Raw genomic sequence first — 14,350 nt, 5'->3', positions numbered from 1 at the left:
GCCTCGCTAGCATAGCATACATGCCCACTAGCTAGATTAATCGGAGCTTAATCTCCTGCTTTAAATTTTCAGGCTTTGCGGGCCACTATCGTAGCGCACACAAAACAACACGCGGATCAACTATTGATCCGCGTGTTGCAATGACCAGAAACTAATTAGCGGCCAGTTTTGGCTTTAACTTCAGCAGTCAAGGCTGGCAAGATTTCGTTAATATCGCCAACAATCCCGTAGGTTGCAACCTTGAAAATTGGAGCTTCGGGATCTTTGTTGATTGCCACGATGGTGTTTGATGAGCGCATGCCAGCGAGGTGCTGAATTGCGCCTGAAATCCCACAGGCAACATACAATTTTGGCGCAACGGTTTTGCCGGTTTGGCCAACTTGGCGCTCGTAGGCAATCCAGCCAGCATCGACGACTGCGCGTGAAGCACCGTGCGTACCACCCATCACCCGGGCTAATTCAGGGATGAGTTTTTCGTAGTTTTCAGGTGAGCCAAGGCCACGACCACCAGAAACAATCACGGTTGCATCGGCCAAGTTGACAGCGCCCGTGCGTTGCTCAACATTGCGCACTTTCGTCCGAATGGTAACCGCAGGCATCGCCACATTCACCACTTCGCCAGCGCCAGCGCCAGCAATTGGCTTGCCAACTTGGCGACGCACCGAAGCGATCGCTGGGCGCGCAGCGCCAAAGCTCAAGCTATTGATCACGTTTGCGCCGTGGGAAGGGCGAACAGCGGTCAATTGGCCTGCTTCAACGCTCACATTGGTTACATCAGGAGCTAAGCCTACGCCCAACTCAGCAGCCAATGCGCCAGTGAAATCGCGCATTTGCAACGACGAACCAGTCAAAAACAGTTCTGGTTGGTGGGCTTCGATTGCAGCTTTGGCAGCAGCAACGTAGCCATCGGTGGTATATTGCGCCAAATTGGCATCATCAACCACATAGGCTTTGCTTGCGCCAGCAGCAAACGCTTGCTCGACCAAGCTAGCCGTATTGTTGCCAAGCACTAAGCCTGCAACGCTTTGTCCAAGCGCATCGGCAATTTCTTTGCCCTTGCCCAACAATTCTTTGGAAATTGCGCTCACTTCGCCATTTTTATGTTCGATTAAGACCCAAACGCCACTAGCCATGAAAACACCTCATTGTGAAGGATGAAGGATGAAGGATAAGGGATGAATAGGTTCCTTCAAACCCAACATCAATAGATAATGACTATGTTTTGGATGAATGCTGAGGGGAATTTATTCATAATTCATCCCTCATAATTCATCCTTTCAGGTTACAGGATTTGATTTTCAACTAATTTTTGGACCAAGCTGCTCACTTGAGTTTGGACGTTGCCACTGATCATCTCGCCTGATGGGCGGGCTGGTGGTGGCACGCGATCAGCAACTTGCACATTGCCAGCAACATCGCTGCCGCCAAGGCCAAGGTCGCCTAAACTCCAGGTTGGGATTGGTTGCTTGCTGACTTTGCGAATCTTCAACAATGATGGGTAGCGAGGCTCGTTCAGATCTTTAACCGCCGTCACGACGACTGGCAACGAGGCTTCCACAGTTTCGAGGGTGTCTTCCAAAGCACGATCCACCACAATGCTGGTTTCGCTCAATTCGTGCACTTTGAAAACATAGGTCAGTTGTGGCCAACCAAGGAAGCGGGCCAAAGCTGGGCCAAATTGGCCGGTTTCGTCGTCGGTGCTTTGCTTGCCACAGAAGACAATATTGACATTATCGAGTTTCTTGATCGCAGCGGCGACAACTTTAGCAGCACTTTGCGAATCAACATGCTCCAAAGCTGGGTCGTTGATCAAAACTGCTTCGTTTGCACCCATTGCCAAGGCTTTTTTGAGTGAATCAGTGGCATCGTCGCTGCCAAGGCTGATGACCGTTACTTGGCCATCGTTCTTTTCGGCCCACTGCAAGGCTTCTTCAATCGCATATTCATCAAACAAATTGATAATTGGATTGATTCCGTCGCTGTTAATCTGCTTATCGGCAGTGATTTTCACACTATTTTGTTCAGGAACTTGCTTAACACAAACTACTGCGTGCATTCAAGAAACCTCCGTTGGTTTGCTGAGTGGCTCTTTTGCCACAAGCATACGCTGTGGCTTTGGCCATAGTATACCATAGACTGACGGAGCATGACGCACTGCGTTTAACTCGCGCCCGATGATTATTTTGTACAATTGGCGTGCATTTGGCTGGCGTATACTCATACTAGGCCATAATCTACTCAAGTATTGCATAAGCCATAAAGCGTTCTTGAGTTGGCATTGGCGCACAAATGAGGAGTTTCTGGATGGATTTAAATAGCTTTGAATCGGTACGTAAGCTGCGCAAAACTGCGTTTAAATATTGCTGTGGGATTGCATTTCTTTTAATGTTTCATCTCATAGTTTATGTTTTAATTTTTGATTACGTTTTAGAATACAGAACAGTATTTTTAGCAGTTATTTATTTTTATATGTGGTATACACATAAAGAAAAGTATTTCATAAAAGGAATAATTTTAGGTTTTTCCGGATTTTTATTCATTATATCGGCACCTGATAATGGATATGAGTTGAATAGAGTTATTTCAGATTTTAATATAATATTTTTACTTCCATTAATAACTACTGGACTAATTAGTGGATCTTCTGCAATGATAATTAATGGATCCGTCCAAACATTATGCATATTTATATTATTCATTATCTATCAGACTTCAATATCTTATGAGAATGTTTATAATCTTTTGTTTTTAGCAATTGCAGTTTTTTTATTATGGCTACTTGTGCGAGCACTTGAAAATGCGTTGCGCCAATCATTACACCTGCAAGCCAATTTGCAAGATTTGGTTGATGAACGCACAGCCCAATTAGCGGTCAGCGTGCACGAAGCCAAATCAGCTCAACACGTTGCGGAGCAAGCCAACCTGCGCAAATCACAGTTTCTGGCCACAATGAGCCACGAATTGCGCACGCCGCTGAATGCAATTATCAATATGACCGAGTTTATCGATTGGTTTGGCCCACTCAACAGCCAACAAAAAAGCTATCAAGATCAGGTTCGGGGCGCTGGTGAACATTTGTTACACCTGATTAACGATATTCTCGATCTCTCGAAAATCGAGGCTGGACGGGTTGAATTGCACTTTGGACAGGTCGATTGTGCAGCGATTGCCCAAGAAGTGCTGGAAACCGTGCGGCCCTTGGCTGAAGCCAAAGGCTTGCAGGTCGATTATCGTCAAGCTGATCAGCTTGATTTGGCCTGGGCTGATAGTAAAGCAATTAAGCAAATTGTGCTCAATCTTTTGTCGAATGCAATTAAATTTACCGAAACTGGTCGCATTAGCGTAGCGCTTGAGAGTACATCAGACACAGTTATGGTGTTAATTCACGATACAGGCATTGGCATCGCGCTCGAACATCAGCAATTTATTTGGGAATCGTTTCGCCAAATTCAAAGCGCCGACGATCGCGAATATGAAGGCACTGGCTTGGGCATGAGCATCACCAAACAGCTCGTCGATTTACACGGTGGCGATATTACGGTCGAAAGCGAGGTTGATCGTGGCACCCAATTTCGTGTTTGCTTGCCAACCAAAGCCGCCTGGCAGCAACGCCACAGTACATATACCCAAGTTGCGAGCAAGCAGACGATGGTGGTCGTTGATGACAACCCAAATACGGTTGAAGAATTTGGCACCCAGTTAGCGGCCAGCGCTTGGAGCATCATTGGTTGCTTGGATAGCCGTGAAGCCCTAGCAAGCTACCGCCGTGAACAACCAACGTTGGTTGTGCTTGATGCAACCTTGGCCTTTGTTAGCGCCCATAGCTTAATCGACGAGATTTTGGCGATTAATCCTGATCAGGCAATTGTGATCGTCGCGCCAAACAACGAGTATAGCCTTGGCTTGGAAAGCTGGCCGCATATCAGTCGGCCATGGCCGCAAGCGTTGGAGCCAGTGTTGCAACAAACCGTGGCAACCGCCCAGCAGCAGCGCCAACTAGCAACAATCGCCTAATCAGGAGCAACCGATCACATTAGGAGGAATAATGCATCCATCGACGACCCAAATTTCTGCCGGAGTGATTGAAGATAACCCGCAAAACCTAGAAATCGCGCGGGTCTGTTTGATTCATCAACTGCATGCCCAGTATCAAGGCGGTTGGAACTCAGGCAGTAGTTTCTTTGCCTGGCATAGCGCGCATTCCGATATCGACTTAGATATTTTATTAGTGGATATTCACATGCCCAAGGAGAGCGGAATTAAACTCTATCAAACAGTGCGCGAAGCCTTGCCACACACCAAAATTATTGCTTGGACAGCAGATGTAGTGCCGCAACGGGTTGTGGTCTATCAACAAATTGGCTTTGATGGTATGATCGGCAAACCGATTAATACCAAATATTTTCCGTTACAGATCCAGCGCATTTTGGCTGGCGAAGCTGTCTGGGAGATTTGATTGTTATGTTGGCCAATGCCGAGCCGATTTTGCTGTTTGCCGAAGATGCCCAGACCGATGCCACGATTGTGCAGGTGATTGCGCAACGCTGTGGCTGGCAGGTTGTTTGGCTCAAAAGTCTGTTTGCAATGTGGCAATATTGTGTCAGTATGTTAGATCGTGAGCAACCAGCGCTTAATTGCATGATTATGCTCGATATGAAAATGCCCGACCCAGCCTATCGCCATTTGGAAGGCTCGGTTTTGGCTACTTGGCTGAGCCATGCCATGCACGAACAACGCTTGCAAACAGTGCCAATTTTTGGTATGACCACCGATAAAACTGTGCATCGCGAGTGGGAAGCGCGGATTGCAGGCTGCTACCAACTTTTTGAAAAACCCTTGCGGCCTGAACATTTTCAGCAGTTGCAGCAGTATTTGGGTAAGCCCAGCCCGCCAGCAATCGATGGCGTTGATCAAATTGCGGTTGAAATTATTCGTAAGCAACATTTAGATATTATGCACACCGTGATTGCGGCCTATCAAAACCAGGCAATTCCGGCCAGCGCTGCGGCGTGGTCGCCCGATGAGCTACGGGTTTTATTGAGTTTTCTGACCAATTCAATTTACTGCCCACGCCATTTGCAACAGCAACGTGAACAGATTCTTGAGCGCGCTGGGGGCTTGATTCAGCTTCAACGCTCGATGCGCAATTTTTTGAGCAACCCACAACTTTCAACCTTTGAGCTGAAAATTCTTAATCGGATATTGCAAGGCGTTTCGCAAGAGCGCATCGCCGCCCAAGAAGCGCTTGGACGACGCAAGCTTGAAAGTACAATTGAACAGATTCTGGTGGCGTTTGGGCTATTTATCAGCAATTAATCACCCGAAATGTACAATTTACATCCATTTGGGCGCTTTATACTAACAATTGAGCGATGAATAGGGGTTCTTTCAGCAGAGATTAGAAAGAACTAACTCCACAGATGTGGAAACATATGGCGTAGCAATCCTAAGGTTTAGGCGCGCTACGCCGTTGCTTTTTAACGATTGTTTGGCGGAAAATGGCGATCAAGCCAATCTAAATTGCCATGCGGGTATAACTCATCATCTTCGCTATTAATGATGTGGTGATGAGAGCGAAATTTGGCTTCGGCAGCTCGTGCTTGAATCGCCAATGGTGGTTTTTGCCCATAAGGATACGCTCCCAACTCGCGTAGCGCGGGCAAGCTTGCTAACCAACTAAGATGGTTTGGCTCTTGGAGACGCAAACGCAGCGTATGCAACTTGGTTAATTGCAAAAGACTATGTGGAACATGCTCAAGCCGCGTATTGTGAATTGACAAATCTTGGAGTTCGCGCAATTGACCAATTCTCTCGTCAAGCAACGTCCAATCTGGCGCTTGCAAATCAAGCCCTTGCAATTGCTCAAGCTGCCAAAACCACGCCGGAATAAGGTCGTTAGAAAAGTCACCATCGAGCCATAAATAACTAAGACTCTTGAGCCATTCAGGCGTAGTGGGCATTGCCAGTAAATGAGCATCATCGCAGCGCAACCAGTCTAAATTTCGACACTTTTCTAAATTCCCAACCTGCTTAACGTTTGCCATTTGCAGATCAAGGCTTTTGAGGCTTGAGAAGGCTTGATCAGTTAACGTTAGCGCCTCTAAGCGAGATTCCGATAAACTGATAGATTCGCATGGGCCATTGACCACCAACTCAGCAGCGACAAAATAATTTTCGCTCAGGTTGAGCCAGCGTAATTGTGGGTTAGCTTGAATCGCTGGAGGAATAGACGTTAAGTTGCAATGTTGCAGCGAAACTGCCGCAAGATTGGGAGGCAAATATAACTCACGCCCAGCACAATCGCTGTAAAACAAATTCAAATCTCGAAGGCTACTCAATTCTGCAAACCATGGCGGAATATTTAAGTTCTTATGTTGGGACAGATCCAGCAATTCCAAAGGATGCTGCAACAATTCAATCGGGAGTGTTGTAAGTTCGCTCTGACAAAGATTCAAACCCCGCAAGCGCGTCGTAGGCAACAGGATAAAATCGTGAATTGGGTTTTTAGACAGGTTAAGCTGTTCGATTGCAGTATCGGCAATCAGACGGGGAATGTACTGAAAATGATTACTCCTTAGCGAAAGCTGTTTGAGTTTCGGCATGCGGCCAACGACTGCTGGCAATTCAGTCAGTTGGTTAGAGCTTAAATCAAGAAATTCGATTGAACTTTGGTCAAAATTTGCTGGCAGTTGAATGTTTGGGCAACCGCCAAGTGATAATTGAACAAGTGGCAATTCAATCAGCCTATCGGGCAATTGACGCAAATCATTGTACATAAGAGTCAGAATGTTGAGCGGTAGCTGGCGCAATGCGCTGGGAACTTCGGTTAATTCACACTCAAACAAATCAAGTATGCGTAAACTATGACATTGACCTAGTAGCTCCAGCAGTTCAGGGCTTGAGCCTAAAGGACACAAACTCAGCGATAAGCCTGTCCATTGTTCATCACGGGCCGTCGCCAAAACCAACGGCCAATCTTCACTACGGTAAACACGTTCACTCATAATCCTTCCCTCATTTAAGCTATGCGCCCCGCAATGTGTTTAATTACGGGGCGCAGTGCGATTTTTTAGTTTAGGCTTGCAAGGCTTGCAACTGGGCATAGGCTCCGTGTTGCTCAACCAAACTTTGATGATTGCCGACCTCGATAATTTGGCCATGCTCAATCACCACAATGCGGTCAGCATTGCGCACCGTCGAAAGTCGGTGGGCAACCACAAAGGTTGTGCGACCTTGCATCAAGCGTTCTAAAGCTTCTTGAATCAAGCCTTCCGAGATGCTATCGAGCGCCGAAGTGGCTTCATCCAAAATCAGCACCCGTGGGTTGCGAATGAGCGCGCGAGCAATGGCCAAGCGCTGGCGTTGCCCACCAGAAAGCCGTGTGCCGCGCTCGCCGATAATCGTATCGAGGCCATCGGGCATGTCGAGCACAAATTCCAAGGCATTGGCATCGCGCAAAGCTTGCTCAATTGTCGCTTCGCTAACATTGTTCAAGCCATAGCAAATATTATCGCGCACCGAGCCATCGAACAGCAGAGTTTCTTGCGAAACCACCGAGATATGGCGGCGATAGCTGCGCAAATCAATGCGTTGCAAATCATGACCATCAAGCAAAATTGTGCCAGCAGTTGGCTGCAAAAAGCCAATCACTAAGTTAAGCAAGGTCGATTTGCCCGAGCCAGATGGGCCGACGAAGGCGATGGTCTCGCCTGGCTGCACCTCAAGCGTCAGATCATACAACGATGAGCGCTGGGTATCGGGATAGCTGAAGTGTACATGTTGAAATTGAAAGCGCCCTGGAACCTGATCAAGCCGTTGTTTGCCCTCGTTATCCTCAATATCTTCGTTATCGAGAATTTCGCCGACCGAATGCACCGATTCTAAGCCTTTGGTAATTTGCGGCGCAAGATTGGCCAACTCCATCACGGCCCCAGTTAAAATTGAGAAATAACTGGTCATCAGCACCACATCGCCAATCGCCAAGGGCAAAAATTGGGTGTAGCAAGCCCAAGCCGCCACGACCAAACATAGGCCATTAAAGAGATTAAAACTGACCCACGAAGCTGCGCCAAACAGCGAATTAACTGCATCAAGCCGTAAGCCAGCATTTTGAAACTGCACCAAGCGGCGGTCAAGCTTGAGCATTTCTTCTTCTTCAGCGGCATGGGCACGGGTGATGGGAATCAGCTGGATCATTTCGCTTAGGCGCGCTGCCAAGCGTTCAACTTGATGCCGAAAGGCGCTATTGCTCGATTGAATTGGATTGCGCGTCGTTCGCAACACAATTGCCGTCAAGGGCACAGTTGCCACAAAAAACACTAAGAACCATGGCGAGCGAAAGGCCACCACAATAATCGCTGCCAGCAAATTTAATAGCGCAGCAGGGAAACTTTGAAAAACATTACGGGTTAATTGCTCGATAATTTCCACATCGCGTAGCACTTTGGCTTGCAAAACCCCGCTGCTGCGTTGATTGTAAAAACCAATCGACATTAATTGCAGTTGCTGAGCCAACATCGAACGCAATTTGCTTTCCATGCGCCGAATTGCCAAACTCAACAAGCGAATATAGACATATTGGGTTGGAATATTTTGCAGCAAGACGATTAACAATAAGAAGCCATCGAACCATAAACGGCCCAAGCCAATTTGACCTTGGCTCGAAATAATATTAATAATGTCGGCGGTAATTAATGGCATAATCCAAACCGGACTATGCTTGACAATATAGATTAGGCTGGCTAGCGCCAATTTGCCCCAATCTTCGCGATATAAATTGAATAAAAGCCGCAATGGATGCTGGCTGGTTGCTTTGGCTGCGACTGGTGAACGGCGGGCGGCAATTGATTGATTGGTCATCGGCATAGCGATACCCTACGCTGGTAAAAAGATGATCGGCGCGACGCTGCGTAGCCCTAGTCTACCGCATATGTAAAAATTCGCATAGCCCAATTAACTGAGATTACAGCCTAATTTATGACCCCAGTTCCACCATTTGATTGATGGTGCAGCACTTGCAGCCCGCTATACTGAGCGCAAACAAATTCGCCTAGGATTGAGTAGGAGAAGCATATGCTGCGCAAGCTTAAGCAATGGTGGTTTTTGCGGCGGATTGAACAGAGCGCCAGGGCTACCATCAATAATCATCGGGGCTTCAGCGCCAAAGGCTGGGACGTAACCCCAACCCTAGCCTTCGAACCTCGCCAGCAAATCGCTGATGCAGTGCAAACATGGCTGCATGCAGAGCTGCCCTACACCTCCACACCGTATGGCATTGCTGATTATAAAGTCACCCTTGGCTATGCCCATATGGATGGAGCCAAGCGCACCTACCTTGGCCAAGAACCCTTACCAAGATTTGAGCGCAAAGCAGCGATTGAAGCCATCGAAGCGATTCATGCGCATATTATGACCGCCGATTGGACAACAATGCCAACGCTTAATACCCTCGAAGTCTATTTACTCAGCTATGGCGATGTGCTAAAACCCTTCTTTGATGCTGAAGCCAAGCGCTAAAGAGTTTGATGGAAATTTGTACTGAGGCTATGCAAATGCATCCAATGGTCAATTATCTTCAGCGCTTGAAGCGCAAAACCATCGCCTTACGAACAGGCGAGGCTGGATTAATAGTCCTAGAATGGATAAAATTTGGCTTCCACGAAGCAGCTGCAGCTATCATTATTGATAGCAATGCCTTAACAGTCTATAAAAACGACCTTGAACTTAGGCAACTTCCATTTTCAGTACCACAACTCTATGAGGCATTGTATAAAGCACTTGATGATTTATTGTTCCATGAACCACAGCTCGCAGAATGGGTCATCCGTGAGCAAACACAAACTACAATTATCTATCATTTACGTGGAGTGAATGATGCAGATTAGCTTAATTAGCGATTATTTAATCGATCTACTACAAAAATTACCCTCGCTTGATAATCTCGTGTTTGTCCATCTCAACTTTATAACGGCGGTTCGTGAGAGACATGACATTGTGCGCCTGCCAATAGGCATTCAGGTTTCACCGTATATCATCCTCACCTTGGAGCAGCCAATTGAAAGCTACTTGATCATTAGAAGTACAACGCAAACAATCGTCATTTTGCCAGTTCAACCAAGCTGCTACCTGATTGTGTATGCGAACGAGCAGCTTCGTTTAGGGATGTTAATTGGCGATCTTCTACAGAGCACCAGCGAACTGGAAGCACTCATCCAACTCAAAGCTGAATCTCCGTAGCTGGGCTTTACAGCGAATATGCAGCCAGCGCAGAGATTGGTTAACGTTGAACATTTAATCGCCTAGTGCCATGCTCAATAGCTTAATGTGCATGGCAGATTTGTTTAAGTAGCTAATTTTTAATGCTTTATTTACCAATCTTCCTTAAAGTAATCAATAAAAGATTAAAAAGCGCTTGTAGTATGCAGCTATGCGGTTTTTTTAGGCCAAAAGTTGACAGTATTTCAAGTTATTGTTATGATGGCTCGCATACCGCAATTCTACCCATACTCTATTCCCCTACGCGGTTATCCCAACTCGATCGTAACATATAAACCATTGGCAAACGGATGGCACTCCCATCGATTGTTTTTGCTTTCCCAAAGGCATTATGTGGTTGTTACTATCGAAAAATTCACCCTGATCGTGATTTAGGAATCTTCTTGCTCCCCTTCCGCATGTTCCTAAACCGACCAGTAAACTCTTGGCAAATCTTGCTCAATCACACAACCCTTAATCAATAACTTGGCTGGATGTTCGGATAGGTATCTGATTAAACGATCTGAATTGACATTAATTCGGATGTATTTAATTAGGTTATTACCACACGTTTCAAGGTTTTATTCAAGCCTTGGTCAACGCTTTTTAGCGCTATTCGTCGCAATACCCAATCTGCATGCTCGTTGAGCAGGCAGCATCGTTAAGCTTGGCCAAAATTGAGCATATCACTCAATTAATTCAACTGCTGCGCCAAGCCCAGCTTTGCTATACCCAAAAATATTGATTGCCCTAGAAAATTCATGTGACGCTACACGTAGCAAGGAGTTCGCAATGATCTTAATCATTACCAAGCTTTTAACCGATACAACGGTGGTTAGTGTCCGTGAGCTTTTGGAGGCGCAGGGTCAAGAAGTTGTGGTATTAAGCCAAGAAGTTATGGAGCAAAACGCCTCATTCCGCATCAATCGGGCAGCAGATGGTACAGCGCAAGCAATTTTACGCTTAGCTGAGCGTGAAATTAATTTTGCAACTGATGTGAGTGCTGCATGGATTTGGCGTAGCTGGCGACCAGAACCCTTGCTTGAACGCTATCAGCAATTAGCTAAACAACATGACGAATGGAATTTCTTTTCTGGCGAATGGGGCGCGTTATATAAAGGAATTGTCTTAGCAATCAAATGTCATAATATTTTCTGCATCAATCCGCCACCATTTCACGATGCCTTTGAAGAAAAATGTGCGCAGTTATGGGTTGCTGCTGATGTAGGTTTTAATATCCCCGATACGCTTTTTACCGCGCACTTGCCCTATGCCCAAGATTTCTACGAGCAACACGCCGATTCAATTATTTATAAGCCGTTTCGGCCATTTTTCAAGATGATTCCTGCAAAAGATGAAGAACCAAGCAAAATTGCCAAGTTATTGACTAATCGAGTTTCGAAGCAACACTTTAGCAATGCACGTAATGCAGTTCCCACGCCTGGTATTTTCCAACCTTATGTCGATAAAGCCTTTGAACTGCGAATTGTAGTAGTTGGCCGCGAAATTTTTGCCTGCTCTATCCACTCGCAAAGTAGCGAACGAGCGCGCGAAGATTGGCGACGCTACGATATTCCCAACACGCCGCATCAAGTATATGCCTTGCCTGATGATTTAGCCGCCAAAGTGCGCAACTATATGGATCGCTTGCAGCTGGTATTTGGCAGCATCGACATGATTGTCACGCCCGAAGGCGAGCATATTTTCCTCGAAATCAATCCCAACGGCCAATTCGATTGGATTGCCCGTCTCACCGGCATGCCAATTTATGAACATTTTGCAGCAATGTTGCAAGCTGCCAGCATCGATTATCCGATTCCTTTGGCTCAGGAGGCTGTTAATGCTCAATAAGACGTTAATTTATCGCCGCTTACCATGGATTCGCGCCTCGGAAGGGCGAGATTGCGGCCCCTCGGTCTTTGCATCGGTAGCGCATTTCTACAAACACCGCATTACCTTGGAGCAAGCACGCAATTTGGTTGGCGCTGATCGCAATGGCACAAGTTTGGCTGGTTTGCGCGATGGCGGGCGCGCAATCGGGCTTGAATCGCGGCCAGCCCAAGCCATTTATAGCGCCCTGCAACATGTGCAACTGCCAGCGATCGCCCACCTCAAAGGTGGCGAAGGCCATTATGTGGTGATTTACAAATGGTCGCCAAACTCGGTAGTTGTACTTGATCCCAGCCGAGGTTTGCGCACGCTCAGCAAAACCGAATTTGAAGCCATGTGGAGTGGCTATTTGGTTGAATTCAAGCCAACCGCAGCCCTCAAACCACGCGAACTTGAAGTTAAGCCGCTCAAAACCTTGCTGCAACTTGCACGCCAACATAAGCTTATTTTGGGCATTGTGCTGTTTTTTGCCCTGCTCGCAACCTCGTTAGGCTGGATAACCTCGTTTTTTATGCAAATCTTGATTGACTCGATTTTGCCTAATCGCGATCAAGCGTTGCTTTTTGCCTTAGGCGTAGGCTTAATTTTAGTCAGTGTTTTTCAATCGGCGCTCCAATTTGGCCGTTTATGGCTCAGTGCACGGGTTGGTCAACGGGTGCATCAAAGTTATTCAGCCAAGTATATTGATCGCTTGTTGCGCTTACCAATGAAAGTTTTTGATGTGCGTTGTATTCCTGGCTTGGTTTTACGCGTAACGCAGGCCGATGGAATCCAATTGGCACTCTCCGAAGGTTTAATCACGATTTTAGCTGATACAGCGATGTTTGTAACTGCATTAGGCATTATTGCCTTCTATAACCCAATTGCTGCATTAATCGCTGCTGCGGCATTGCCATTAGTCTGGTTTGTACTCTTCTCGCTGAATGATCGGGTTTATAACGTTCAACTATCATCGATTATTCACATGGAAGAATTTACTTCACATATGGTTGATGTATTTGATTGTGTAAGAACGATCAAAGTTTTTGGTGCTGAAGAACAATATAAAGCTTTACTTAACGAGAAATTAGCTAATTTTACTAAATCACGGATGGATAGTCGAATTAATATCGCATTGCCCAGTGCATGGAGTGTTTTAGCAACCTCGTTAATTACAGCCTCGATTTTATGGTATGGAAGTAGCCAAGTTTTCGCAGGCAGCATGACACCAGGCGAGTTGGTGGTGTTATTTGGAATGGTTGCCTTCTATTTACAACCAATTCAACGCTTGCCTGCAACAATTCTGAATATGCGCACAGCATTATTGGGAATTGAGCGTATGGATGAAATTATGACCTTGCCTGATGAAGAATCACGGGCGAATGATGTTGTTGCTTTACCAGAAATCAAAGGTGAGATTAAATTTAACGATGTGCATTTTGCTTATCTGCGCAACAAAATGGTGCTGAAGAAACTTAATTTTGAAATCAAACCTGGTGAAACCGTAGCAATTGTGGGCGAAACTGGCTCAGGTAAAACATCATTGGCAAATTTGATCGCAGGATTTTATTTGCCAAGCCATGGTGATGTATTAATTGATGGAATTAGTACGCGCCAAATCAAGCCTGATGAATTACGTAACGCAATTAGTGCTGTTTTTCAAAATACGCGCTTGATGCAGCAATCAATTCGCGAAAACATTACATTAATGCGTGATACTGATCTAGAATTAATTCGCAATGCAGCAAAAATTGCCCAAGCAGATGAATTTATTGCAGGCCAGATGTATGGCTACGAATCGCAAGTAGCGCGCGGCGGTGATAATTTCTCCTCAGGCCAAGGCCAGCGCATTACGCTTGCGCGGGCATTGCTCAAAAACGCACCAATTTTGATTCTCGACGAGGCCACGAGCAACTTAGATAGCGCGACCGAACAAGGCTTTTTGCAAGCGCTCGAAGAAAATCGTGCTGGCCGCACAACCGTGGTTATTGCCCATCGGCTCAGTACGATTTTACGCGCCGACCGCATTTTGGTGATGGATGCTGGCGAAATTATCGAATCGGGCAGCCATGAGCAATTATTGGCCCAAGCTGGCCACTACTACAATTTGATTAAGGGTCAGCTTACGAAGCCACTCAGCGAGCCAATCGAGCAGATAGCTGCAACCAATTTGAATCAACGAACAGCTTAAAATTCAATTCCCTGCTGTTTTGCAATCAAGGCAGCA

12 protein-coding genes are annotated in these 14,350 nt (G+C 46.3%); 8 read left to right on the top strand and 4 right to left on the bottom strand.

From position 1 onward, the window contains the following. Positions 1-155: 155 nt before the first annotated feature. Together ACFMKP_RS07870 and ACFMKP_RS07865 are read right to left on the bottom strand one after the other, a co-directional pair. Positions 156-1,133 (bottom strand): electron transfer flavoprotein subunit alpha/FixB family protein, encoded by a 978-nt coding sequence (locus ACFMKP_RS07870; protein ID WP_382290646.1) that lies wholly within the window; start codon positions 1,131-1,133, stop codon positions 156-158. Between the two features lie 149 nt (positions 1,134-1,282). Continuing rightward, positions 1,283-2,056 (bottom strand): electron transfer flavoprotein subunit beta/FixA family protein, encoded by a 774-nt coding sequence (locus ACFMKP_RS07865; RefSeq protein WP_204756520.1) that lies wholly within the window; start codon positions 2,054-2,056, stop codon positions 1,283-1,285. Between the two features lie 725 nt (positions 2,057-2,781). Here ACFMKP_RS07865 and ACFMKP_RS07860 point away from each other — a divergent pair. From ACFMKP_RS07860 to ACFMKP_RS07850, 3 genes are read left to right on the top strand one after another with little or no spacing between them, the layout of a single operon-like run. Continuing rightward, positions 2,782-4,014, top strand: coding sequence for a hybrid sensor histidine kinase/response regulator (locus ACFMKP_RS07860; protein ID WP_382290643.1), 1,233 nt, complete (start codon positions 2,782-2,784; stop codon positions 4,012-4,014). 31 nt (positions 4,015-4,045) lie between these two features. Next, a complete protein-coding gene (locus ACFMKP_RS07855; RefSeq protein WP_382290640.1) occupies positions 4,046-4,456 on the top strand; it encodes a response regulator in 411 nt (136 codons plus the stop codon). A 5-nt stretch (positions 4,457-4,461) separates the two neighbouring features. Further along, positions 4,462-5,316: a hypothetical protein gene (locus ACFMKP_RS07850; RefSeq protein ID WP_382290637.1), complete on the top strand. Its 855-nt coding sequence runs from the start codon at positions 4,462-4,464 to the stop codon at positions 5,314-5,316. 161 nt (positions 5,317-5,477) lie between these two features. On the opposite strand, the gene ACFMKP_RS07845 is transcribed toward ACFMKP_RS07850, so the two are convergent. Next, positions 5,478-7,004, bottom strand: coding sequence for a leucine-rich repeat domain-containing protein (locus tag ACFMKP_RS07845; protein WP_382290635.1), 1,527 nt, complete (start codon positions 7,002-7,004; stop codon positions 5,478-5,480). A gap of 70 nt (positions 7,005-7,074) precedes the next feature. Next, positions 7,075-8,865: an ABC transporter ATP-binding protein gene (locus ACFMKP_RS07840; protein ID WP_382290633.1), complete on the bottom strand. Its 1,791-nt coding sequence runs from the start codon at positions 8,863-8,865 to the stop codon at positions 7,075-7,077. A gap of 207 nt (positions 8,866-9,072) precedes the next feature. Here ACFMKP_RS07840 and ACFMKP_RS07835 point away from each other — a divergent pair, with 207 nt between their 5' ends. The 5 genes from ACFMKP_RS07835 (at position 9,073) to ACFMKP_RS07815 (ending at position 14,314) form a co-directional block, all read left to right on the top strand. Continuing rightward, the gene (locus ACFMKP_RS07835) at positions 9,073-9,516 is read left to right on the top strand and encodes a hypothetical protein (protein ID WP_382290631.1); all 444 of its coding nucleotides are present in this window, start codon (positions 9,073-9,075) and stop codon (positions 9,514-9,516) included. A gap of 8 nt (positions 9,517-9,524) precedes the next feature. Further along, the gene (locus ACFMKP_RS07830; protein ID WP_382290628.1) at positions 9,525-9,884 is read left to right on the top strand and encodes a hypothetical protein; all 360 of its coding nucleotides are present in this window, start codon (positions 9,525-9,527) and stop codon (positions 9,882-9,884) included. Continuing rightward, complete coding sequence (locus ACFMKP_RS07825) at positions 9,871-10,236, top strand: hypothetical protein (RefSeq protein ID WP_382290625.1); 366 nt, start codon at positions 9,871-9,873, stop codon at positions 10,234-10,236. Before ACFMKP_RS07830 ends, ACFMKP_RS07825 begins: the two co-directional genes overlap by 14 nt. A gap of 810 nt (positions 10,237-11,046) precedes the next feature. Next, positions 11,047-12,105 (top strand): hypothetical protein, encoded by a 1,059-nt coding sequence (locus ACFMKP_RS07820; RefSeq protein ID WP_382290624.1) that lies wholly within the window; start codon positions 11,047-11,049, stop codon positions 12,103-12,105. Further along, positions 12,095-14,314 carry a peptidase domain-containing ABC transporter gene (locus tag ACFMKP_RS07815; protein ID WP_382290621.1) on the top strand — a complete coding sequence of 740 codons (2,220 nt, stop codon included), beginning with the start codon at positions 12,095-12,097 and terminating at the stop codon, positions 14,312-14,314. Before ACFMKP_RS07820 ends, ACFMKP_RS07815 begins: the two co-directional genes overlap by 11 nt. Positions 14,315-14,350 lie beyond the last annotated feature (36 nt).

This window comes from Herpetosiphon sp. NSE202 (genome assembly GCF_042688385.1).
Lineage (GTDB): Bacteria > Chloroflexota > Chloroflexia > Chloroflexales > Herpetosiphonaceae > Herpetosiphon.
This window is presented reverse-complemented; position numbering and strand designations above follow the sequence as displayed.